Below are 22538 nucleotides of genomic sequence, written 5' to 3' on the forward strand. Positions count from 1 at the left end.
TGAAAATGCCCCCACTTCATATCACAATGCAAGTGAAATTAATCAAAACAGATGTGAGGGAAATCTGAAATATGGAGGACCGCGCTTCCTTGATGCGTCCATGGCTTTTATTGACGCCGGCTTTAACAATGGTCGCTTTATTGCTCGTCATACCTGTCGGTTTCATCGTTGTTTATTCGTTCTGGCTACGCACAAGTACCGGGACGGATTCAGTTGGTTTTTATCTCGATAACTGGGCGGAAGTTTTAACGGACCCATTTTATAGAGACATTCTTCTCAAGACGCTGCGTATTGCATTTCTAACGACTGTTGCTTGTGCAATATTGGGATACGCGCCTGCCTATTACATCGCGACGTCGAACAGCCGCTATAAGCCGCTGTTGCTGTTGTTGCTTATCCTTCCATTCTGGATTAGTTACATTATTCGGACCATGTCCTGGATCAATATTCTTGGTGTGAGTGGCGCAATTAATTCAGCGCTACTTTGGGCGGGGCTGATCAGCGAGCCGGTACAACTGCTCTATAATGAGGGCACGGTCATTCTCGGTCTGGTGCATTATCTGCTGCCATTCATGATACTCAATGTTTACGTAAGTGTTGAAGCCATTGATCGCAACCTGGTCGATGCAGCGCGTTCGCTTGGATCAACGAGCCTTCAGGCGTTTCGTGAAATCACTTTACCGCTCTCTCTGCCAGGCTTGGCCGCAGGTGGATTGCTTTGCTTTGTGTTGAGTGCTGGAACCTATATTACACCAGCTATCCTCGGCGGCCCGCGTGATGCCATGTTTGCCAATCTGGTTTTTGATGCTGTCATCACGCAGCTCGATTGGCCGTTGGGCTCCGCACTTTCCATCATCCTGCTCATTGTTCTGAGCGTTGTCGTTGTTATCTATAATCGCTTGGTTGGCATTGGCCAGCTTGCAAAGACTTTTCAGTGAGGCCGCAATGACAACATCATTCTGGCTTCGGCTCTATACAATCGCTGTTTATCTTTTCATGTTCTTGCCGATCGTCGTTGTTGTGCTACTGGCATTTAATGCCAACCAGTTTGGCACATTTCCGATGGAAGGGTTAAGCCTGCGATGGTTTATCCGTCTATGGGAAAATGACGCGATTATGCGCGCCTTTCGGGTTTCGCTTTTACTGGCATCATTGACCGCGATCATATCGACCACACTTGGCGTACTCGCCGCTCTTAGCCTTGTTCGGTACCGCTTCAAGGGCAAAGAAGGCATAACAACTCTGATGATTGCTCCGATATTAGTGCCCGAAGTGGTTCTCGCTGTTGCCTTGCTGCTGTTTCTGCAATGGCTGGATTTGCCGAAGAGCTTTCCGCTACTTTTGTTGGGCCACGTCGTATTCACGTTGCCTTTCGTCCTTCTCGTGGTGCAGGCGAGACTCGCAAGCATCAAGCGCGAGTATGAAGAAGCGGCCATGAGCCTTGGCGCAGGCCCCATTCAAACCTTCTTCGTCATCACTCTGCCATTGCTTATGCCTGCAGTATTGGCCGGTCTTTTATTTGCTTTTACCATCTCATTCGATGATGTGACCGGTACTTTGTTCTGGAAGCCGGGGGGGATTGAGACCGTGCCCACACAGATTTTCGCAATGCTTCGGAACTCGATCTCACCAGAAATCAATGCGCTGGGAACGGTGATGATTGTAGTGACTGTCACTCTTCCGGTGATTGCTCTCGCCTTTGTACGTTGGTTGGCCATGCGGCGAAGTTAGCGCGTTTCATGTTAAAATTGGGTTCGACTAATAGAGCTAAAAATTAAGAAGCAAATAAGGGGAATATCAATGGATGATACAAAACGCTACGAACGTTTGTTGGATCGCTATCGTCATGGTGATATCAAGCGCCGCACATTTTTGGGTTTGATCGGAGCATCTGCCGCAGCATTCGGTGTCATGGGCAAACCCTTCACAAGCTACGCATTGGCCGCCAAGCCTGATGAAGTTCGCTTTGATGGTTGGGGCGGGGTAGTTTCCGATGCCTTCCGGAAACACGCCTTTGCGCCCTATACTGCAAAGACCGAAATTCAAGTTGTAGATGGAACATTTGGAGGAGCCGATGAATATCTGGCTCGAGTAAAATCCGGACGTCAGGGCGAGTTTAACATTGCACATCTTTCCGGCGTTTTCGATTATGCTCGCTACAAACAGCAAGGACTGGCCTCGGAAATCAACGAGGCCAACATCCCAAATCTCGCAAATGTCATTGTTCGATTACAGGACGCGCTGCGTCCAATAACAGGCGGTAAACTATCAGCCGTTCCCTACAATTATGGTACCACGAGCATTGCTTACAACCGGAAACACATTTCCGATGAAGAGGCCAACGAAAAGGGCGCAAAGCTTCTTATTGATACGGCCCATAAAGGTAAGCTGGGTGGCTGGAGCGAATGGAAAACCCGGATCTGGTACGCCGCTTTGCAAACCGGGCAGGACCCCAACGATATCCAAGACGAAGATATAATGTGGGATAGCGTTCGCACAAGCCGCGACAACGTCCTGAAATATTGGAGTTCCGGCGCTGAATTGATGAGCCTTTTGGCTGGAAACGAAATTTACGCAACGGAGGGCTGGTCGGGACGCATTCGCGCTTTGCAGGATCAGGGCCATGATCTGGGCTATCTTGATCCGGAGGGTGGGCTCGGCTGGCAGGAGTGCCTTTTCGTTTTGAAAGGAAGCCCGATGGAAGCGTGCGAGGAGTTGTTGAACTTTATGCTTGAACCGGAGGTCGCAATCGCTGTTGCCGAAGGACAAAGCTATCCGCCGGCGCTTGACCCGCAAAAGGTCGACCTTGGAAAGGTGGTGCCGACGCTCCCAGCCTTCGATCCCGAAGGAAAGTTGACGTCGCTCAATTTCTTTAATCCTGACTATTGGAACGCAAATGAAGCCAAATGGTCCAAAGCCTACAGTCGTGTAGAGGCTGGCTATTAACTCAATGCAACGGATGGGGCCGCAGTCCCCTTCATTGACGATGTTTTTCCAATTCTACCAGGATCAAGCGAGTATCGTGTTGAATATACCTAAAGTTGCTGTCGAACTAAATAAACTCGTTAAGCGCTTCGGTGATGTTACCGCAGTGCATGAAATCAGCCTGGAGATAGAAGAAGGGAGTTTTGTGACTTTGCTCGGTCCGTCCGGTTGTGGCAAGACGACAACATTACGTATGATTGCAGGGCTGCTTTCGCCAAGCTCTGGTGGCATCGCAATTAAGGGCAAGGATGTTACCACGACACCGATCCATCGGCGCAACCTCGGCATAGTCTTTCAGAATTATGCATTGTTTCCGCATAAAACGATTTTTGATAATGTTGCTTTCGGTCTTAGATATCGTAGTACGCCAAAAGCTGAGATCGTGCGCAAGGTACGCGACGCGCTTGAACTTGTGCAGCTACCGGATGTTGCAGAGCGGTTTCCAGCACAATTATCTGGCGGCCAGCAGCAACGCATCGCGCTAGCCCGCGCGATTGTCATTGAGCCGGATGTTTTGTTACTTGATGAACCTCTTTCGGCGCTTGACGCTAATCTTCGGGAAAATATGCGTGTCGAGCTCAAACGAATCCAATCAGAGCTGGGTATTACAACAGTATTCGTGACGCATGACCAGGCGGAAGCGCTGGCGATGTCTGATCGGATTGTAGTGATGCGGAAAGGCTATGTGGAACAGGTCGGCGTGCCTGAAGAGGTATATAATCAACCCAGAACTGAGTTTGTGGCCAATTTTCTGGGCAACTCAAACCTAGTACCTGCCCGAATAGTCGAGAGACGCGGATCGCATTTTATTGCTGATATTGAAGGAATTGGAATGCTGCCAATTGAGGTTGCTCGATCCGGAACGCTTTCTGAAGGCGACAAGGCATTGGTCGTGATCCGTGCCGAACGGCTTTATCTCACAGACGGCAATGGATCGACTCCGTTGGAGGACGACATTCTGCAATTTTCAGCCCGTGTGACCGATGTCGATTATCAAGGTCAAATTGCGCGCTATTTTCTCGTTTCAGGTAGCAAAACCTATGAGGCACTCAATATGATTGATCGTTCGCCCTTCAAAAAAGGATGCGTATTAAAAGCGACTATTCGCGGTCGAGATTGTGCGCTGATTCCAAAACCAGAAAATTAGATAGCTATTTCAATGGGATGCTATCAAAGCCCACATTATTTCGCATGCACTTGACACTTTTATCAGGCTTGATCGATGAATTTTATTTTCTCTGAAGCTCAACGTTACCATGATCCTCGCCACTTTCTATCCGCAGGCACCCGTAAGCAAAACCCTGAGGTTCCTGAGCGTATTGATAGATTATTAGGGGGCGCAAAGTCTGCAGGCCTGTCGCCAAAAGAGCCTGCTGATTATGGGATGGGGCCGATTTCGGCGATTCATACGCCAGAATATATCCATTTCTTGCAGAATATTCACGCTGAATGGCGTAAATTTCCGAGCGCAGCAGATGAGGTGATCCCGAATATTCATCCGGCAAGGCGTGATATTTCTTATCCAACCTCGTGGCTGGGTCGTGCGGGCTATCACATGGCTGATACGTCATGCCCAATATCAGGCGACACCTGGAATTCGGCTTACTGGAGTGCACAAACGGCGGTGGAAGCTGCGCGTCATGTCCAAAATGGCAGCAGCTCTGCTTATGCGCTTTGTCGTCCGCCGGGCCATCACGCATTCAGTGACATGGCAGGAGGCTTCTGCTTTTTGAACAATTCGGCAATTGCCGCCCAACAGTTACTTCAGACATGCGCTCGCGTCGCTATACTCGATGTAGATTTGCATCACGGAAATGGAACGCAGGGCGTATTTTATAATCGTAAGGACGTACTCACATTATCAATCCATGTTGACTCATCATCATTTTATCCGTTTTTCTGGGGGCATGCCTGCGAACGCGGAGAAGGCGAGGGTCTTGGCTATAATTTAAATATTCCTCTGAGCTTGGGATCGGGCGACGACGTTTTCCTGGATGCACTAAAGGTGGCTATTGCTCGCATTTATGCATTTCAACCTGATGCACTGGTAATAGCATTGGGACTTGATGCGTCGTCTGACGATCCCTTTGGTGGCTTGACCGTCACCAAAGATGGATTCTGTCGGATTGGGGAGACTTGCGGCAGCATAAAGTTGCCGACAGTTATTGTTCAAGAAGGTGGATATCTTTCGGATGCGCTTGGAGAAAACCTTACGGCATTTCTAAGCGGCTTTTTATCAAGTTAAGTATCACGAAACCAATTTGGCAATGCTAATTGCGAAGCGTATCTGCAACAAGAGCATTGGCATGTCCGTGGCCCAACCCGTGTTCAGACTTCAACCATGCGACTAGTTCCCTGTGGTTCAGTTCGGGCCGCGTGCGGATCAGGTCTTTCGGCTCATTGATGGGCCGACAGTATGTTGCCTCAATGGGCGGAAAATAAAAGGCGGGCCCTTTGATTTTATTTTTCAAAAATTGTGCTCCACTATGTCAGTCAGAGTTCAGGGCGCAACCCTGCCAGCTTTTCGCCTGTGCTGACTGAGACTTAGAAGAAAAAGCATTACTGAGTTTATCTGCAACGCCACTCGTAGATGAGGGACAAAGCAGAAGGTCTCTTAGCGTGTGCGTCTGTTATCCCTCTCGAGGGTATTGCCAAGTTGTTTGAGCCTGGCGTTTCCGGTATCGAACTGGCATGAAATTACTCAGCTCCTTTCCCCGATTGAAGGGGTTTCGTTTTCCGCGTGAAATTATTGCCTACGCAGTCTGGACCTATCACCGATTTGCATTGAGTACGGCCGACGTGGAAGATCTTCTTGCTGAGCGTGGCGTGCGTGTCAGCCGGGAAACCGTTCGCCTCTGGATTAATCGCTTTGGTCGCCATTTTGCCGACTGTATCCGCAGGGACCGACCAAAGCCAAACGACAAGTGGCACATCGATGAGGTCGTCATCACGATCGGCGGAAAGAAGTTCTGGCTTTGGCGGGCAATTGATGCAGACGGCGATGTTCTTGATATTCTGGTTCAAACGCGCCGTAACACCAAGGCTGCCAAGCGCTTTTTCTCCAGACTGGTGAAGCAATTCGGTCAACCACGCGTCGTTGTGACGGACAAGCTGCGCAGTTACATCAAGCCAATACAAAACCTTTCACCAGATGCGGATCACCGGGCCCATAAAGGCCTGAATAACGCCATCGAAGTCTCGCATAGGTCAACGCGAAAGCGGGAGAAGATATTTGGGCGGTTCAAGTCAGCGCGACATACGCAAAGGTTCCTTGCCGTTCACGATCAGATTAACCTGATTTTCCGCCCGCGTCGCCATAAACTCACAGCTCGTTCCTATCGTCATGCATGTACCGATGCATTTGGATTATGGCATGGCTACACTGCTGAAATGACCGCATGAGCAAAAGCTCAACGGCTTCGTGCGGCCTACATCAAACAACTTGGCAATACCCTGTGGGTATATGTAGATTTCCTGACGTACTTTCACGAATGCATGCGGCTTCCAAAGTGGGAACATTTGCTGCTAGCTTAGCACTTATTGCGGCTGCAATTCACATTGGAACCGTCAGTGCAGCGACAAGATCTTTATTGGCGATTGTGTTCTTGCTCCTTACAGCACCAATCGGCGCGCATCTGTTGGGACGCGCGGCAGCATGGCGTTCGTATCGTTTAACGTCCGAAGAAGGTAAGAATTCAAAACGCAGAAGAAATGATCTCGATTTAAAGAAAAGAAAATCATGAATCTCAAATACCCGATCGCGGCATTGGGAATAATGATTGGTCTGAATGCCTATCTCTCTGGTAGGCCAGTTCCCGTTGAGCATTATACCGACAATGATGAACATAGACAGATCATGCTTAGAAAATGCGCTGAGGGTCAGGAAAGGGGAAAGAATTGTGATAATGCGCGTATGGCGGAGCTTATTGTTAACAAAAAATCCCAAAGCTTTTAATTAACATATTTTTCAACGCTTTTAAGATTGTATATTGTTATTTTAATTAGTGCCAGAAAAGGCGGGGTATACCTTCCCCGCTCTATCGTTGGCAAATAAGATAGTTCATGAACATCAATTCCGCATGTTGCTAACCATGAGAAATTGTCACGGTCTTTACATGAGTAAAACCATATAAGGCTTCGAAACCCTTTTCACGACCATGTCCAGATTTTCCGACGCCGCCAAAAGGTAGCTCTATACCGCCGCCAGCGCCATAATTATTGATAAAGACTTGACCCGAGTGAAGTTTGCGAGCCAGACGCAGCTGCCGACCACCATCCCGTGTCCATACGCCTGACACCAGACCGAATTCTGTACCATTGGCAATTACTAGCGCTTCTTCTTCTGTATCGAATGGAATGAGAACCTGAACGGGTCCGAAAATTTCCTGCTGGGCTAACGAATGGTCCGGGGAAACTTCTGAGAATAGGGTAGGTAAGATATAATTGCCTTCTGATGGAGCATCTTTATGCAGTTTTCCTTCAGCAGCACACATTAGCTCTGCTTTACCGCGCTCGATAAAACTAGAAACGATCTGCTTTTGTTTTTTGGACACCACGGGGCCAAGATTATGTGAGTCTACCGCGGGGCCTACAACAAGGCCCTGATAAATGTCGATCATACGACGCTTAACTTCATCATAGATGCCGCGTTGAACTAGCACTCGAGAAGCCGCTGAGCAGGTTTGACCAGCATTCTGCATACAAGCTCCCACTAGAACTGGCATGGCTTTCTCCAAATCGACATCATCAAAAACAATGTGAGGTGATTTCCCGCCCAGTTCCAGCGTGACGGGAACGACATTTTTCGCAGCGGCTGTTTGGATGGCTATGCCTGTTCCAACCGAGCCGGTAAAAGATATGTGCTGTATATCCTTGTGGCCGGAAAGTGCAGCGCCAACGTCAGCACCAAAGCCGGTGACTATATTCAGTACACCAGCTGGTAAACCGGCTTCGTGTGCGATGGCCGCGAAGGCCAGCGAAGAGAGGGATGCATCTTCGGCTGGTTTAACGACGCATGTGTTGCCTGCAGCAAGGGCGGCACCAACACCACGGCCAAGGATCTGCATCGGATAGTTCCACGGGATGATGATTCCGCAGACGCCATGAGGCTCACGGAGGGTGTAGACAGTAAAGCCATCCTGATAAGGAATCGTCGTGCCCATCAATTTGTCTGCAGCACCGGCATAAAACTCAAGGTAACGTGCGAGAGCCATAGAATCGTTGCGCGATTGGTTCAATGGCTTGCCGACATCAAGCGCCTCCATCATCGCAAGCTCGTCTGCACGTTGCAGGACCAGCTCTGACATCTTCATAAGAATACGACCGCGCTCCGTTGCAGTCATTTTCCCCCATACGCCGTCCATTGCATTGCTTGCGGCATCCACTGCGGCATCGACATCCAAGGGGGTACCTCGACCGATTCTCCCGATTATCTCCCCTGTCGAAGGGTTCTCGACAGCAATACACTCATCATTTGCGGGCGATACCCACTGTCCGTTAATAAAAATCTTTGTGGAATCAAACCAAAGTATATGGTCAAGTGTCATTTTTTCCTCCTGTGTCGACGCTGATGCAAACGACACCAACGCTCATGGCGTATTATATTTGGTCAAAGAAAGGCTCTACTCTTTGACGCGAATTGTAGATGTGTGCGCGCATTGAATCTCGCGCTAGTACGGCATCTTTTGCACGTAGGGCTTCTAAAATCGCGCGATGCTCGGCGACGGCCTGTGTGGTGATCGTTTTGTGATAGCGAATTCTAAAAAGATTGACATGGATATAGAGGCGATCAAGTGCCTCGGTTATCACCTGGTTTCCGGCTATTTTAGTAATGCTTGTGTGAAACGCATGATCGCATTTTGCAAAGTGCCCGAAATTCTCTTCGCTAATGACTTCAGAAAGGCGGGACATTTCGTTGCAAAGGTCCTCAATCGCTTCAAAGTCGGCAGTTGTCGCTTTTATTGCGGCAAGTGCTGCCATCTCCGGTTCGAGTAGGTCACGGGTCTGATAAACATCACGGAAGTGTTTACCGTCTGGAAGCTGTGCAACGGTAAAGCCGGAATTGAATTTCTGAGTGACCAGGCCGCCCGTCTCCAGCCGGATTAAAGCGGCCCGAATGGGCGTTTGTGAGACGCCGAAATGACGAGCAAGAGCATCAACAGATAACCGCTCACCTGGCGGGATGCGAAGGGCTATGAGATCTGCAAAGAGCGCATTGTAGATGTCTTCCCCTATTGGGTGTCGAGATGGTTCACGTTCCAATGTCGGGCGCCCTGAATCGGCCGGACGCGATATGTCGAATTTATCAGTTATTTTCGCCTCCCTTGAGCCCAACATCGATCAGCCGCAATAAATGCGCCATCCAGGATAATCATATCGTATCGTATTTTGGCTGTAAATAGTACTTTCGACAGTTTTATAGCTCACAAGTTTGCGTTTATTTCAAAATCTTTGGCCTCCGAGTGCAAGCTTGTCCCACAAGCAGGTTTGAATTGGCGACTGGTTTCTGAATTTTTAAAGGATTTAGGTATTACGGTTTTGTTGAGATGAACTAGATAGACCTCAGATGACAATTCTCAAAGATAAACTAAAACAATAAATTAGATAAATTTCGTAACTTTAACTCGTATTATTGAGCGATTGGATCGCATATCGGACCGGCAAGTTTTTCGATATTTGTGACTTTAGTTTTGAAATCACACTTGACGTCAACAGAATTATATTATCGTATCCGATATGATTTACCGTTTCAGTTTCAGTTGGTTGCCCGAGGAGGGGTGAGCACGGTAATTCGGAGGAGAACGACTATGTTATCTGTCGCAGAAGTAGAGCAGAGCGGTCTCGCCGCGCTTGAGCGTGCCGGTGTTCCAAAAAGGAATGCAGAGATCCAGTTCTCTCTTCTCCTTGATGCTGAGATGCGCGGCGTCGCTTCTCATGGTCTGTTGCGTCTACCGCGCGTCATTGAGCGTGTTATCAATCGTGTGACCAATCCGGCAGTTACGGGTTCACATAGCTGGCGCGGGGAGAGTTTTCTACAAATAGATGGTCAACAGGGTTTGGGGCCGGTTGTCGCGCTGTCTGGATTAGATGCGGCTTTAGAGCGTGTGACCACGACGGGAACTTGCACAGTTGCTATTAAAAATTGCGATCATCTTGGTATGCTGGCTTGGTATGCAGAAAAAGTGGCCCAGCAGGGAAAAATTCTGCTGGCAGTGACTATAAGTGAAGCGCTCGTTCATCCTTGGGGCGGTCGTAAAGCGATGCTTGGAACCAATCCCATAGCGATTGGCGTTCCGGCACATCCTCAGCCTTTTGTATTCGATATGGCAACCAGCCTCGTTTCAATGGGGAAGATACATGACCATGCCAACCGTGGCGTTTCGATTCCGGAGGGTTGGGCGCTTGATGCGGATGGTTTGCCAACCACAGATGCTGGAAAAGCCAAACATGGCGCCATTGCCCCGTTCGGTGGTGCGAAGGGCTATGGGCTCGGACTTGCATTTGAGGTGCTTGTGGCAGCATTGACCGCCTCCGCAATCGGAACCTCGGTTCGCGGAACACTGGATTCGATTCAGCCATGTAATAAGGGCGACGTCTTTATCGTAATGGAGCCCGCAGCAGGAGTGTCTGACTTAATATCCGGTTACTTGGAAGCGTTACGCATATCCAGCCCATCAGACCCAGAGCAGCCGGTTCGCATTCCCGGTGATCGCTCGATGGAAGCAAGATCAAATGCTGAGAAACATGGCCTGAAGATCGCCCCGGACCTATGGGAACGCATTCAAAGCCTTGTAGGTTCCAGCCTCACGACGAAGTAAGGAGACTGATTTTATGCTGTTTGAATATGGTGTTACACGTGCGCCACAGCGTCTCGTCTTCGGTGCTGGTCAGCGCCGGGCCCTGGGGCGTCTAGCTTCAGATTTGGGAAAACGTGCGCTCTTATGTACTGATGCGAGAATTGGTGAACTGCCACTCCTCAATGAGATTATCAATGACCTGAAAAAACACGGCATAGAGGTCTCTGTATTTACGGGAACGGAACCAGAATTGCCGCTGGAAGGTGTGACGACCTGCGCGGATCGTTACAGAGATTTTCAGCCTGATATGGTGATTGGAATCGGAGGGGGGAGTTGTCTGGATCTCGCCAAACTGGTCAGCTTGCTTTTGTCTCATCCCGGCTCGCTATCTGACTATTATGGTGAGTTTAAAGTGCCGGGACCTGTATGTCCGGTGATTGCGTTGCCTACGACTGCGGGAACGGGATCAGAGGTCACCCCGGTTGCGGTACTCGCAGATCCACAGCGGGTTATGAAAGTTGGCATATCAAGTCCTCACTTGATACCTCATACGGCTATTTGCGACCCTGAGCTGACTGTTACCTGCCCTAATGGACTGACGGCAATTTCGGGTGCAGATGCGCTCGCGCATGCGATTGAAGCCTATGCAGCAATCAGTCGAGAACCTTCAGCCGATCTGGCTGCGACACGCGTATTTGTTGGCAAAAACATCTTGTCGGATTTTTACGCACTCGAAGCCATACGCCTGATTTATTCACAGTTGGCAACAGCTGTAAACAACGGCGAAGATTTGGAAGCACGTTCAGCAGTCATGCTGGGTTCCACCTATGCGGGCCTTGCCTTTGGCAGCGCGGGGACCGCCGCTGCTCACGCAATCCAATACCCGATTGGTGCGGAAACGCATACCGCCCACGGTCTGGGGGTAGGGGTTCTGCTTCCTTATACGATGCGTTTCAACGCGTCCGTAGTAGCTGCGCGATATGCTGAGATTGCCTGCGTTATGGGGGTGGCCGGGAAAGATCAAAGCGATGAGACCGCTGCTCATGCCTGTATTGAAGCGTTGTCCGCTCTCTTCGCTAAGATAGGAATGCCAGCGACTATCGATGCGATAGGTATCAAAAATGAGCATCTTGATCAAATAGCCGAGCTTTCCATGAATGCCGCTCGCTTGGTTGAGAATAACCCGCGCCCGCTTTCTCCAAGCGCGGTCAAAACAATTCTGATCGACGCAATGAAGAGCGCGTGAGTAAAAATCAATTCAGGGAATGAATCTATGGCACATGAAAAGAACTGGCCCACGGATCTGATGATTGGTGGTGAGTGTAAGACAGGCAGTCGCAACAAGCGCATTGATGTCCTCAACCCATCGGATGGAACGGTCTTGTCGTCAGTAGCTGATGCTTCGGTGCAAGATGCTATTGCGGCTGTTGATGCGGCTGCTGATGCAGCTGCGCAATGGGCTTCGACGCCAGCTCGTCAGAGATCAGAAATTTTACGCAATTGCTATCAGCTGATGATCCGGGACAGTGAGGCGCTTTCACGCCTAATTTCTCTTGAAAACGGTAAAGCATTGAAAGATGCGCGTGGCGAAGTCGCCTATGCGGCAGAGTTTTTCCGCTGGTTCGCGGAAGAGGCTGTTCGGGGCAATGGCGATTTGGGTATCGCCCCTTCAGGTGCAAATCGCATTATTGTCAAATATCAGCCTATTGGCGTTTCGCTTCTGATTACACCATGGAACTTTCCGGCTGCAATGGCGACGCGGAAGATTGCACCGGCGCTGGCTGCTGGATGCACATGTGTTCTCAAACCAGCAACAGAAACACCACTGACAGCTTACGCGGTGGCAGCAATACTTGCTGAGGCGGGAGTGCCGGCAGGCGTAGTCAATGTAATAACGTCTTCCACCACAAGTGAAATTGTTAACGCAATGCTGGACGACTCGCGCGTTCGCAAGCTCTCGTTTACTGGGTCAACTGAGGTGGGCCGCATTTTGTTGCGCAAGGCGGCTGATCAGGTCCTTCATTGCTCGATGGAACTGGGTGGCAATGCTCCTTTTATCGTCTTTGATGATGCTGATATGGATGCTGCAATTGATGGTGTGATGATCGCGAAGATGCGAAATGGCGGTGAAGCTTGTACGGCGGCAAACCGTATTTATGTTCAACGCGGTGTCGTTGAGACATTTACGCAGCGTCTTACAGAGCGAATGGCCGCACTGAAAGTCGGACCGGGCGCCAACGAGGACACCGATTGCGGGCCGCTTGTAAATGCTGCCGCGGTAAAGAAAGTGGCCGAACTGGTTGAAGATGCGGTTTCTAAAGGTGCTCGTATAGCGTGTGGTGGAAAAGCGCTCGACGGTGCCGGTTATTATTACCAGCCGACTGTTTTAGCTGATGTGCCGGCACATGCAGATCTCGCATCAGAAGAGATATTCGGACCAGTTGCACCAATTTATGTTTTCGATACCGAAGAAGAGGCAATCAAGCGAGCCAACGACACTGAATATGGACTTGTCGCATATGTGTATACTCGCGATCTCGGCAGAGGCTTACGTGTTTCGGAAAAAATAGAAGCAGGAATGCTGGCCCTTAATCGTGGTCTCGTCTCAGATCCGGCCGCTCCTTTTGGTGGCGTCAAGCAGAGTGGTCTGGGTCGCGAAGGTGCGCATCACGGTATGCTTGAGTTCATGGAAGCCAAATATATTGCGACCAACTGGTAGATTAGCCAATAGCAGGAATACAAGAATGAAAAATTATAAAATTGCGACGATTGCAGGCGATGGTATTGGACCGGAAATCACACACGCAACGATCAAGGTTTTGAAAGCAGCATGTGGAGGGAGTTTACTTGACTTTCAGATGCTTGACGGTGGGTCAAACCATTATTTAAGGACAGGTCATGTCTTACCCGATGATACCTATCAGGGGTGTCTTTCTGCCGACGCTATTTTGCATGGTGCAGCAGGTTTGCCAGGTGTTGTTTATCCTGATGGGACCGAGGTCGGAAATGATTTGCACTTAAGACTTCGTTTCCAATTGGATCTTTACGCAAATGTTCGTCCTGTCAAATTGCTGCCAGGGGTGTTGTCTCCGCTTCGTGCTTTCGATGGTGGGGGTATCGATTACGTTATAATTCGTGAAAACACTGAAGGGCTTTACGCAAGCCGCGGTGCGGGTGTGGTTTTACGCGATGAGATCGCGTCTGATAGCCTGGTCATCACCCGTAAGGGGACCGAACGTGTTGCCAAATTTGCCTTTGAACTTGCGCGTAAGCGCAAGGGCGCTCCGCGTGATGGTAAGGCGCGCGTCACCATATGCGACAAGGCCAACATCTTGCGTAGTTATGCATTTTTCCGCAGGGTTTGCGATGATGTTCATGCGGCTTACTCCGATGTCGAGATCGACTATGCATATGCTGATGCGATTACGGTTCACATGGTAAAACGCCCTGATTTCTATGACGTCATCGTCGCCGAGAATATGTTTGGTGACATTATTTCTGATCTAGGTGCTGCAACAGTGGGCGGGATGGGAATTTCACCTTCCGCGGAAATCGGCGACAAATATGCTCTTTTCCAGGGCGCGCACGGGTCTGCTCCAGATATTGCGGGTCAAAATATTGCAAGTCCGGTCGCAACGGTTCTTTCAGCAGTCATGATGCTGCGTTGGTTGGGAGACACAAAGGCTGATTCAACTCTGACAGAAGCAGCTGATCGCATTGAGAGTGCAGTATCGCGCGTACTTGCTGCGGGTGAGAACGTTCCGACCGATCTCGGCGGCAAAGCAAAATGTACAGAAATGGCAGATGCAATTTGCCATGCCTTGGTATGAGGAGATCATGATGAAAAATGCAAGCGTTGGGATCATCGGCGTTGGCCTGATGGGGCACGGCATAGCACTCAATGTTGTTAGTAAAGGCTGGACGATGGGCTTTTTGGACCATCCCGGCAATCAGCCTTCCGAAGACCTTGAGAAGCTGGGCGCGAAAAAATTCTCAGACAAGCATAGTCTTGCTGCAGCCAGCGATGTGATTATCCTCTGTGTGAGTGGTACTCCGCAGGTAGAAGACATTCTTCTGGGTGATAACGGCATTCTCGGGTCATTAAAGAAGGGAACGATTATAGTTGACTGTTCAACTGCAATTCCTTCTTCGACGAAACGTATTGCGGATTTAACAAAAGCGGCTGGTGGGAAGTTTGTTGATGCACCGATGACCAGGACGCCGTTGGAAGCAGCGCTGGGAAGGCTTAATCTGCTGGTTGGTGCGGAAGATACGGTATTTACTTCAGTTAAACCGCTGCTTGAAACATTTGCTGAAAATCTTTTCCACGCAGGCGAAGTGAGCTCAGGTCACAAACTTAAGCTGCTGCACAATTATGTTTCTCTTGGAATGGTTACGCTGTTGGGTGAGGCTGCAGCATGCGCAAAACGAGGTGGTATATCAGCGGAGGTTTTCACCGAAGTTCTTTCGAAGGGTGGTGGATACGGCGCTGCATTTGATCGCGTTAGCCCATTTATACTCAATGGCGATAATTCGAAAATGAAATTTTTCGTGTCAAACGCACACAAGGATATAAGTTACTACTTAGAAATGACTGGCGACGTTTCGGCGGAACGAAACATCGCGCAGGGTGTAACGACTGCCTTGCAGACCTTGGTGGATGCGGGTCTCGGAAATGATTTCTTGTCAGAAACACCAAAACTATTTGACGAGGTTTCTAATAAGTCTCTCAAAGACTAAACGCTACTGCGACTCAATATTTTCAGAGTGCTTACTGCATTTCTCGGATTTAGAAAACAATTTCGAGAAATGCAAAGTAGTTTAGACCTAATCAAGTCGCTGATAAAATGGTTCCATTCTTGAACGCGAAGCAGATATATGAGCCGCCATGGCCTGCCTTGCCCCTAAAGCATCGCGCTCATCAATTGCTTTGAGGATTGCGAGGTGTTCTTTTATCGCCTCTTCGGCAACCGTGGAATGATAGCGCAGGCGGAAAAGGTGCATATGAGAATAGAGGCGATCCAAGGTCTCAGCGATAACTTCATTGCCACATGTCTTTGCAATCAAGGCATGAAATTGACCGTCGAGAATAGCAAAGCGCCCGTAATTCGCCTGCGCATCTTCTGCCACAAACGCGGTCATCTCTTTGCATAGAATACGTAGTTCTGAACATGTTTCTTTATCTATGCGATTTGTCGCCAAGAAGGTGGCTTCCGGTTCAATGATGAGGCGCATAGCGTAGACATCGCGAAAGCGAAAACTGCTAGGCATGGGAGCCGCGCTGTAACCTGAGTTGAATTTTTTAACCACGAGTCCCTCGGACTCTAATCTAATCAAAGCAGCGCGTACTGGGGTTTGTGAGACGTTGAATTCGCGTGCCAGCGCATCGACCGACATTCGCTCACCCGGTGGAATACGCAATGCTATCAAATCAGAAACGAGAGCTTCATAAACGTCATCGCCGATAGAGTGACGTTGTGCGATTGATGCGCGGATAGTGTCTGGCTGAATCATTGAAAACACTCCGGTGTTTTTTGTCATGTTTACGCATCGAGTTGCAACTTGCGCAATAAGTTCATATCGTATACTTAATATCGTATCCGATATACGATGTAAAGGTCTGCGGAGGAGACAGGCTATATGGGATGGATTAACCGTTTTATAAACGAGGAGGAGAACCTTATGACTTACTTCAATAAAATATCTCGGGCCCTTTTGCTGGGTGGTTTTGTCATCGTGGCGGGTGTGGCTCAAGCGCGTGAGTTAAACATTGCCATCACCCCACCGGAAGAATCCCATTACGGTGTAGGAGCGAATGCATTTAAGTCAAAACTGGAAGAGCTTTCAAAGGGTGACATTACTGTAAACCTTAAAAGCAATGGCGTTCTCGGCGGAGAACGTGAAGTGCTAGAAGGCATGCAAATCGGCTCCATTGATATGGCAATCAGCTCGACAGGACCTGTTGGCGGGTTTGTTTCCGACACCTATGTTTTGGATCTGCCGTTCCTGTTTAAAAATTACGATAATGCGCGCGATATCTTAGACGGGCCCGTTGGGCAACAAATACTCGATAAGTTTGAACCCCAAGGGATCGTAGCGCTTGGTTGGGGCGAGAATGGCTTTCGACACATCACCAATTCCAAGCGTCCAATAAAGACACCTGAAGACATCAAAGGTATGAAGATCCGCACGATGGAAAACGACATCCATATTGCGGCGTTCAATGCTGCGGGTGCTGCGCCCACTCCGATGAGCTGGAATGAAGTCATTACCGCTCTACAGCAGGGCACGATTGATGGTCAGGAAAATCCGATGTCGATCTTCATTGCCAACAGAATTTGGGATGTTCAGAAATACGTGACATTGACTGGTCATGTATATTCACCGGCATTGCTACTCATGTCTAAGGTGACGTGGGACAGTCTCAGCGATGAAGAAAAAAACTGGGTACGTGAAGCTGCAAAGGCAGGCATAAAAGCCAATCGCGACTATGTTTCCAAGAATGAAGAAATAGGCATCAAGACGCTTCAAGACAATGGAATTGAAGTGACACAGGACTTCGACCGCGATGCCTTCGTGGAGGTCGTTCAGCCGGCTTATGATGATTTTGTTTCACGTTATGGCGATGAAACTCTCAAGAAAATCCGTGATGCGCAGAAATAACCGAACACCTAAATGATGTTCTGATTCCCGAAAGCTATAGCGTTGCGCTTGCAGACGAGCGCTTCGATTTCAAGTTGATGCTATAGCGGCCCTAATCCATGCCGGGAACGTATGCTTATTTAATTATCATTCATGGGAGGATAACGGATGCGCTCTTGGGCATCATCTGCGAGCGAGAGACTTATTGCACTCACGCATAACGTTGCAGCAGTTTTACTTGCTGTTGCAACGACCCTAATCTTTATTCAAGTGGTCACGCGTTTCGGGTTTGGCAGGGCAGCGGTATGGACGGAGGTCGTTGCTCGCGGCGTTGTCATCTGGATGGTATTCATGGTTATCGGTGCCGGTTTTCGTTATGGCGCGATGATTCCGCTTGAATTCATTCGTAGTGTTGTTCCGCCTTCAGTAAAGCGTATCGTCATGGCGGTAGTGACTATCCTTGTTCTCGTATTCCTTGGCGTTCTTGCGTGGTACGGAACAATGATGGCAATTCGCGTTTCCGGTCAGCGTATTGCAATGCTGCATATATCTATGTCGTGGTTCTATGCTGCGATACCTGTCGGTGCAATTCTTGCTATTCCTGGCGTGCTTCTTGCGCATTTTAATCCGCGTGAAATCGAACGAGGAGCAACCGAATGAACATCGCTCTTGTAACCGCTCTTGTCGTCTTCTTTACGCTTTCGGTTCCGGTCGCTGTTTCAATAGCACTCGCCGCGATATTCGGCATTTCGCTTTTCAGCAATCTTCCGTTGCTGATTGTTCCTCAGAAGATGTTTAATTCGCTCGATAGCTTTCCGCTTTTAGCAATTCCATTTTTCATTCTTGCTGGCAATATTATGACATATGGCGGCGTATCGCGCCGATTGGTCGATTTTGCAAAAGGAATGGTTGGGGGCATACAGGGCGGTCTTGCGAGCTCTTGTGTTATAACTTGCATGATCTTCGCTGCGATCTCGGGGTCATCTGTCGCCACGACTTTTGCCGTCGGTGCGATACTTATTCCCGCAATGGTAAAGCACAATTATCCAAAGCCTGTCGCTGCAACAATTCAGGCGGCCTCTGCAGAGCTTGGGGTAATTATTCCTCCTTCCATTCCCATGATCCTTTACGCTGTTGCAACCGAAACCTCCGTAACAGAACTCTTTATTGCGGGCATTGGGCCCGGAATCCTCATCGCTGTATCTCTACTCATCATGGTCCAGATTTGGTGCCGCGTAAAAGGCTACGGCAAGGAGGATGGCGCTAATCGTGAACCATTTTTAAAGGTTACATTAAACGCCTTTTGGGCTTTGATGCTTCCAGTCATCATCATTGGCGGTATCTATGGTGGAGTTTTTACACCAACAGAAGCAGCCGCAGTATCAGCCGTTTATGCGCTGTGTGTAGGGCTGTTTGCCTACAGAGAATTAAATATCTCCGATTTACCGGCAATACTCCGAAGCTCGGTGATTTCGACTGGTGCTGTCATGCTAATAATCGCAGCTGCTGGTCTTTTTTCCTTCCTTATCAGCCTTTCAGGTCTGCCGCGCTTAATCGGCGGTTGGGCTGAGGGTAGTTTTGACAGCTGGATAACCTTTTTTATTTTCGTTAATCTTCTTTTGTTCGTTGTAGGTATGTTCGTCGAAACATCCGCGGCAATTCTCGTGCTTGCACCAATTCTTGCACCTGTTGCTATCGCGTACGGAATAGATCCCGTTCATTTCGGTATTGTCATGATTGTGAATCTAGCGATGGGGATGATAACTCCGCCTCTTGGCGTCAATCTTTTCGCTGCAGCAACAGTGGCGAGACTTCCTGTCCAAGCGATGTTCCGGCCACTGATATTCCCTGTCGCAGTTATAATTGTTGCGCTCATGGCGATCACATATGTGCCAAGTATCTCACTATTTCTGAGAGGCTTCTCTGCGGCGGCTGGTGGATAAGGGGGATCCTGCATTGTCCACATTAGGTGACACCTGGTGGGCAGTTAAGTTCCAATAAATACATAAGTAAAGGCTCGATATTAAAAATATCGGGCCTTTAATTAATTAATCTGCAACACAATTAACTTCATCAAATAAATAAAGAAAAATTATAATAAATTATATTTATATAAACTATTACCAATATTGAAAAATTTTTGTTAAGCCCTAAATGTCCAATTTAATGCTTATACGATTAAATTGTGAGAGAAAATGCCAGCCAAATTTATTATCAATCCGCCTGTTTTTTTTGGTTCGATCATTATCATAGGATTATTTTTGGCGGTCGGTGTAATCGCGCCTGATCAAGCCGCTGAAATTTTTGCCGCTTTGCAAACAAGTATTCTTTCGAATTTTGGTTGGTTCTACCTTTTGGTCGTAGGAATTTTTCTAGCCAGCGTTTTGCTGCTTAGCTTGGGGCGATATGGTCGCCTTAAATTAGGACCTGATGACTCCACTCCAGACTTTAGCTTTATGTCGTGGATCGCAATGCTTTTTGCTGCCGGTATGGGCATCGGATTGATGTATTATGCTGTTGGCGAGCCAATGTCCCATTTCATGGCCCCGCCAACGGCTGAACCGCGCTCGATTGAAGCGACACGACAAGCAATGGCTGTGACGTTTTTTCATTGGGGGATTCACGCTTGGGCGATCTATGCCGTTGTTGGTTTGTCACTCGCATATTTTGGCTATCGCTACAATCTGCCTTTAACGATCCGATCAGGCCTTTATCCTCTTTTGAAAGAGCGGATTAACGGCCCTGTTGGTCACGCTGTTGATATTTTTGCGATTGTCGGAACAATGTTCGGAATTGCCACTTCTCTCGGACTTGGCGTCTCACAAATTAATGCCGGGCTAAATTATCTGGCGGGAGTTCCCATCGGTTTAGAGGTACAGCTTCCGCTAATATTGGTCATTACCGGCCTTGCTACCATATCTGTTGTTACAGGACTTGATAAAGGCGTTCGCATTTTATCAGAAGTGAACCTTCTGATCGCAATTTTGCTTATGCTGTTTGTCCTCGTTGTGGGACCAACAGCACAGCTCTTTCGCGATTTTGTTCAGAATATCGGTCTTTATCTGGATTCCTTAGTACTGAGAACGTTCAATATATATGCCTACCAGCCCACACCATGGATTGATGACTGGACACTTTTCTATTGGGCTTGGTGGATTTCCTGGTCCCCTTTTGTCGGCATGTTCATCGCTCGTATTTCGAGAGGTCGCACCGTACGTGAATTTGTTACAGCCGTTTTGTTTATTCCAGCCGGTTTCACTTTCTTTTGGATGACGGTTTTTGGAAACTCTGCGATCTTGATTGACACAACTATCGCCAACGGAAAGTTGGGGGCCGAGATAGCTGCTGACGTGTCAGTTGGTCTGTTCCATTTCTTTGAATACCTTCCCTGGACCACATTGACCTCAACGCTTGCCGTGCTCCTGGTGGCGATTTTCTTCATTACATCTTCAGACTCTGGATCATTGGTTGTGGATTCTATCGCTGCGGGTGGTGAGACAGAAACGACGACATCTCAACGGGTTTTCTGGTGCGCTCTTGAAGGTATCGTGGCTGCCAGCCTGCTTGTTGCAGGCGGATTAGGAGCCCTTCAATCGGTGACCATCGCAAGTGCACTTCCATTTTCGATCGTCATTCTTGTTCTTGTATGGTCGCTTTTTAAAGGCATGCGAGCCGATCTTGCCCAGCAAGTAGCACATGCGGGAATTCCAAATGCGCCAACGGCACAACCAGCAGCAGGTCTGACCTGGCAGCGCAGATTGGGGTTAATGCTGCATGCGCCTTCCGAACGTGAAGTGCTAACGTTTATCGAAGGTCCGGCGATGAAGGCACTTTCCGAAGTCGCGTCAGAACTCAACAATCGTGGACGCGACACGGTCGTGGTGTCGGAAGACAACGGTTCGATAGCGCTGCGCTCCACCGCCGAGGGGGTTCGTGACTTCATTTACGGAATAATGCCGGCCTCACACCAAATTCCAGCCTTCTCGACTATGGCCGTTGGGAAACCGGAATTTCGTTTTGAAGCAAGAACGTATTTTTCAAGCGGGGGGCGTGGCTATGACGTCATGGGCATGACGAAGGACCAATTGATCTCGGACGTACTGGTACAGTTTGAACGTTACCTGGCATTAGTTCACACACTAGAAACGCAATTAGTCCACAGCGCCCCAGAACATTCAGCCGATATGTGATCATCGGCACATTAAATTTAAAATGCTAACAACTGAGACAGGAATAATGGAACAAAAAGCGACCGAAATCTTTGAAAACACCAATCAATTTTTGTTCCAGATATCAGATCTGCTTTTGCGCTATTCTCTATCGACACTCGGTGCAATTTTTATCCTTTGCGCAGGGTGGATTTTAGCTGGAACACTTCAACGCTGGGCAGTCACGTCACTATCAAACATCCGTGGGCTTGATAAAACAATCTCCAAATTTTTTGGTGGCGTGATCCGGTACGCAATACTTGCTATTGTTCTTGTGATGGTTTTGGGCCAGTTTGGCGTCCAGACCGCCTCGATACTTGCGGCACTGGGAGCTATTGGTCTCGCGATCGGCCTCGCTTTGCAAGGAACGCTTCAGAATATTGCAGCTGGCATTATGCTTCTGGTTCTTCGGCCGTTTCGAGTGGGTGAGTTTATAAGTGCAGGCAGCGTGATGGGTACTGTCGAAGAGATAGGCCTGTTTACGACCGAGCTTATATCTTACGATGGCATATACATTATGGCTCCAAATTCTACTCTTTGGAACACCTCTGTTACCAATTACAGTCGCCTTAAAGCGCGGATGCACGACTTCAAGGTTCGCATAGGATACGATGACAGCATCGATGACGCTTTCAAAATAATTGAGAACATTGTTTCGTCACAAGTGGGCGTTCTGGCGGATCCTAAACCGGCATTTTTCGTCGATGAGCTCGGCGATAGTGCAATTATATTGTGCTATCGCTATTGGGTTGACAGCAACAATTATTGGGATGTGGTTCGCAACACCACCAAATCCGTGAAAACCTCCTTTGACGAAGCCGGTATAAAAATACCATATCAGCAGGTTACCTATCATATGAAAGCTCAAAATTAGATCTTCATGCATAATTCTATTAATGGCCATGCG

22 protein-coding genes are annotated in these 22538 nt (G+C 48.7%); 18 read left to right on the forward strand and 4 right to left on the reverse strand.

From position 1 onward, the window contains the following. The first annotated feature begins 128 nt into the window (after positions 1–128). The 5 genes from RI570_RS19500 to RI570_RS19520 all read left to right on the forward strand — a co-directional run bounded on the left by RI570_RS19500 (position 129) and on the right by RI570_RS19520 (position 5230). Complete coding sequence (locus tag RI570_RS19500) at positions 129–938, forward strand: ABC transporter permease (protein WP_313830448.1); 810 nt, start codon at positions 129–131, stop codon at positions 936–938. 7 nt (positions 939–945) lie between these two features. Next, on the forward strand, positions 946–1731 hold the full coding sequence (locus RI570_RS19505) for an ABC transporter permease (protein ID WP_313830449.1): 786 nt from the start codon (positions 946–948) through the stop codon (positions 1729–1731). 69 nt (positions 1732–1800) lie between these two features. Next, complete coding sequence (locus RI570_RS19510) at positions 1801–2946, forward strand: extracellular solute-binding protein (RefSeq protein ID WP_313830450.1); 1146 nt, start codon at positions 1801–1803, stop codon at positions 2944–2946. A 40-nt stretch (positions 2947–2986) separates the two neighbouring features. Continuing rightward, positions 2987–4132: an ABC transporter ATP-binding protein gene (locus tag RI570_RS19515; protein ID WP_313830678.1), complete on the forward strand. Its 1146-nt coding sequence runs from the start codon at positions 2987–2989 to the stop codon at positions 4130–4132. A gap of 75 nt (positions 4133–4207) precedes the next feature. Further along, positions 4208–5230: a histone deacetylase family protein gene (locus RI570_RS19520; RefSeq protein WP_313830451.1), complete on the forward strand. Its 1023-nt coding sequence runs from the start codon at positions 4208–4210 to the stop codon at positions 5228–5230. Positions 5231–5255: 25 nt separating this feature from the next. On the opposite strand, the gene RI570_RS19525 is transcribed toward RI570_RS19520, so the two are convergent. Then, positions 5256–5456 carry a DUF4287 domain-containing protein gene (locus RI570_RS19525; RefSeq protein ID WP_313830452.1) on the reverse strand — a complete coding sequence of 67 codons (201 nt, stop codon included), beginning with the start codon at positions 5454–5456 and terminating at the stop codon, positions 5256–5258. A 220-nt stretch (positions 5457–5676) separates the two neighbouring features. Between RI570_RS19525 and RI570_RS19530 the strand changes: the two genes are divergently transcribed. The 3 genes from RI570_RS19530 to RI570_RS19540 are packed head-to-tail and all read left to right on the forward strand — an operon-like array spanning position 5677 to position 6940. Further along, positions 5677–6387: an IS6 family transposase gene (locus RI570_RS19530; protein WP_313830453.1), complete on the forward strand. Its 711-nt coding sequence runs from the start codon at positions 5677–5679 to the stop codon at positions 6385–6387. After that, entirely contained in the window at positions 6384–6728 is a 345-nt protein-coding gene (gene mnhG, locus RI570_RS19535; RefSeq protein ID WP_313830454.1) for a monovalent cation/H(+) antiporter subunit G, read from the forward strand. The genes RI570_RS19530 and mnhG overlap by 4 nt, the downstream gene beginning before the upstream one ends. Then, a complete protein-coding gene (locus RI570_RS19540; protein ID WP_313830455.1) occupies positions 6725–6940 on the forward strand; it encodes a hypothetical protein in 216 nt (71 codons plus the stop codon). The genes mnhG and RI570_RS19540 overlap by 4 nt, the downstream gene beginning before the upstream one ends. Positions 6941–7070: 130 nt before the next feature. Here the strand turns inward: RI570_RS19540 and RI570_RS19545 are convergent, their stop codons facing one another. Together RI570_RS19545 and RI570_RS19550 are read right to left on the reverse strand one after the other, a co-directional pair. Next, on the reverse strand, positions 7071–8531 hold the full coding sequence (locus tag RI570_RS19545; protein ID WP_313830457.1) for an aldehyde dehydrogenase family protein: 1461 nt from the start codon (positions 8529–8531) through the stop codon (positions 7071–7073). Between the two features lie 52 nt (positions 8532–8583). After that, on the reverse strand, positions 8584–9246 hold the full coding sequence (locus RI570_RS19550) for a GntR family transcriptional regulator (RefSeq protein ID WP_313830459.1): 663 nt from the start codon (positions 9244–9246) through the stop codon (positions 8584–8586). Positions 9247–9791: 545 nt separating this feature from the next. Here RI570_RS19550 and RI570_RS19555 point away from each other — a divergent pair. The 5 genes from RI570_RS19555 to RI570_RS19575 are packed head-to-tail and all read left to right on the forward strand — an operon-like array spanning position 9792 to position 15521. Further along, positions 9792–10802, forward strand: coding sequence for an Ldh family oxidoreductase (locus RI570_RS19555; RefSeq protein WP_313830461.1), 1011 nt, complete (start codon positions 9792–9794; stop codon positions 10800–10802). A gap of 13 nt (positions 10803–10815) precedes the next feature. After that, entirely contained in the window at positions 10816–12027 is a 1212-nt protein-coding gene (locus RI570_RS19560; protein WP_313830463.1) for an iron-containing alcohol dehydrogenase, read from the forward strand. A 27-nt stretch (positions 12028–12054) separates the two neighbouring features. Beyond that, positions 12055–13500 (forward strand): NAD-dependent succinate-semialdehyde dehydrogenase, encoded by a 1446-nt coding sequence (locus tag RI570_RS19565; RefSeq protein ID WP_409558710.1) that lies wholly within the window; start codon positions 12055–12057, stop codon positions 13498–13500. A 25-nt stretch (positions 13501–13525) separates the two neighbouring features. Continuing rightward, positions 13526–14611 carry an isocitrate/isopropylmalate dehydrogenase family protein gene (locus RI570_RS19570; protein ID WP_313830464.1) on the forward strand — a complete coding sequence of 362 codons (1086 nt, stop codon included), beginning with the start codon at positions 13526–13528 and terminating at the stop codon, positions 14609–14611. Further along, entirely contained in the window at positions 14598–15521 is a 924-nt protein-coding gene (locus RI570_RS19575; protein WP_313830680.1) for an NAD(P)-dependent oxidoreductase, read from the forward strand. The genes RI570_RS19570 and RI570_RS19575 overlap by 14 nt, the downstream gene beginning before the upstream one ends. 87 nt (positions 15522–15608) lie before the next feature. On the opposite strand, the gene RI570_RS19580 is transcribed toward RI570_RS19575, so the two are convergent. After that, the gene (locus tag RI570_RS19580; protein ID WP_313830466.1) at positions 15609–16322 is read right to left on the reverse strand and encodes a GntR family transcriptional regulator; all 714 of its coding nucleotides are present in this window, start codon (positions 16320–16322) and stop codon (positions 15609–15611) included. A gap of 99 nt (positions 16323–16421) precedes the next feature. Between RI570_RS19580 and RI570_RS19585 the strand changes: the two genes are divergently transcribed. The 5 genes from RI570_RS19585 (at position 16422) to RI570_RS19605 (ending at position 22505) form a co-directional block, all read left to right on the forward strand. Then, positions 16422–17444, forward strand: a complete 1023-nt coding sequence (locus tag RI570_RS19585; protein WP_313830468.1) for a TRAP transporter substrate-binding protein — start codon at positions 16422–16424, stop codon at positions 17442–17444. A 147-nt stretch (positions 17445–17591) separates the two neighbouring features. Beyond that, complete coding sequence (locus RI570_RS19590) at positions 17592–18083, forward strand: TRAP transporter small permease (RefSeq protein ID WP_313830470.1); 492 nt, start codon at positions 17592–17594, stop codon at positions 18081–18083. Continuing rightward, on the forward strand, positions 18080–19366 hold the full coding sequence (locus tag RI570_RS19595) for a TRAP transporter large permease (RefSeq protein WP_313830472.1): 1287 nt from the start codon (positions 18080–18082) through the stop codon (positions 19364–19366). Before RI570_RS19590 ends, RI570_RS19595 begins: the two co-directional genes overlap by 4 nt. A 252-nt stretch (positions 19367–19618) precedes the next feature. Further along, a complete protein-coding gene (locus RI570_RS19600; protein ID WP_313830474.1) occupies positions 19619–21613 on the forward strand; it encodes a BCCT family transporter in 1995 nt (664 codons plus the stop codon). Positions 21614–21659: 46 nt separating this feature from the next. Further along, positions 21660–22505, forward strand: coding sequence for a mechanosensitive ion channel domain-containing protein (locus tag RI570_RS19605; RefSeq protein WP_313830476.1), 846 nt, complete (start codon positions 21660–21662; stop codon positions 22503–22505). The last annotated feature ends 33 nt before the right edge of the window (positions 22506–22538 follow it).

Source organism: Brucella pseudogrignonensis, assembly GCF_032190615.1.
In the GTDB taxonomy this organism is placed as follows: Bacteria; Pseudomonadota; Alphaproteobacteria; order Rhizobiales; family Rhizobiaceae; genus Brucella; species Brucella pseudogrignonensis_B.

Excerpts from the sequence above, each read along its gene's own strand:
- RI570_RS19570 (WP_313830464.1), top strand. The coding sequence starts at position 13,526 with ATGAAAAATTATAAAATTGCGACGATTGCAGGCGATGGTATTGGACCG.
- RI570_RS19600 (WP_313830474.1), top strand. The coding sequence starts at position 19,619 with ATGCCAGCCAAATTTATTATCAATCCGCCTGTTTTTTTTGGTTCGATC.
- RI570_RS19540 (WP_313830455.1), top strand. The coding sequence starts at position 6,725 with ATGAATCTCAAATACCCGATCGCGGCATTGGGAATAATGATTGGTCTG.
- RI570_RS19595 (WP_313830472.1), top strand. The coding sequence starts at position 18,080 with ATGAACATCGCTCTTGTAACCGCTCTTGTCGTCTTCTTTACGCTTTCG.
- RI570_RS19580 (WP_313830466.1), bottom strand. The coding sequence starts at position 16,322 with ATGACAAAAAACACCGGAGTGTTTTCAATGATTCAGCCAGACACTATC.
- RI570_RS19510 (WP_313830450.1), top strand. The coding sequence starts at position 1,801 with ATGGATGATACAAAACGCTACGAACGTTTGTTGGATCGCTATCGTCAT.
- RI570_RS19560 (WP_313830463.1), top strand. The coding sequence starts at position 10,816 with ATGCTGTTTGAATATGGTGTTACACGTGCGCCACAGCGTCTCGTCTTC.
- RI570_RS19555 (WP_313830461.1), top strand. The coding sequence starts at position 9,792 with ATGTTATCTGTCGCAGAAGTAGAGCAGAGCGGTCTCGCCGCGCTTGAG.
- RI570_RS19505 (WP_313830449.1), top strand. The coding sequence starts at position 946 with ATGACAACATCATTCTGGCTTCGGCTCTATACAATCGCTGTTTATCTT.
- RI570_RS19500 (WP_313830448.1), top strand. The coding sequence starts at position 129 with ATGGTCGCTTTATTGCTCGTCATACCTGTCGGTTTCATCGTTGTTTAT.
- RI570_RS19585 (WP_313830468.1), top strand. The coding sequence starts at position 16,422 with ATGGGATGGATTAACCGTTTTATAAACGAGGAGGAGAACCTTATGACT.
- RI570_RS19605 (WP_313830476.1), top strand. The coding sequence starts at position 21,660 with ATGGAACAAAAAGCGACCGAAATCTTTGAAAACACCAATCAATTTTTG.
- RI570_RS19520 (WP_313830451.1), top strand. The coding sequence starts at position 4,208 with ATGAATTTTATTTTCTCTGAAGCTCAACGTTACCATGATCCTCGCCAC.
- RI570_RS19530 (WP_313830453.1), top strand. The coding sequence starts at position 5,677 with ATGAAATTACTCAGCTCCTTTCCCCGATTGAAGGGGTTTCGTTTTCCG.
- RI570_RS19575 (WP_313830680.1), top strand. The coding sequence starts at position 14,598 with ATGCCTTGGTATGAGGAGATCATGATGAAAAATGCAAGCGTTGGGATC.
- RI570_RS19515 (WP_313830678.1), top strand. The coding sequence starts at position 2,987 with ATGTTTTTCCAATTCTACCAGGATCAAGCGAGTATCGTGTTGAATATA.
- RI570_RS19545 (WP_313830457.1), bottom strand. The coding sequence starts at position 8,531 with ATGACACTTGACCATATACTTTGGTTTGATTCCACAAAGATTTTTATT.
- RI570_RS19565 (WP_409558710.1), top strand. The coding sequence starts at position 12,055 with ATGGCACATGAAAAGAACTGGCCCACGGATCTGATGATTGGTGGTGAG.
- mnhG (WP_313830454.1), top strand. The coding sequence starts at position 6,384 with ATGAGCAAAAGCTCAACGGCTTCGTGCGGCCTACATCAAACAACTTGG.
- RI570_RS19590 (WP_313830470.1), top strand. The coding sequence starts at position 17,592 with ATGCGCTCTTGGGCATCATCTGCGAGCGAGAGACTTATTGCACTCACG.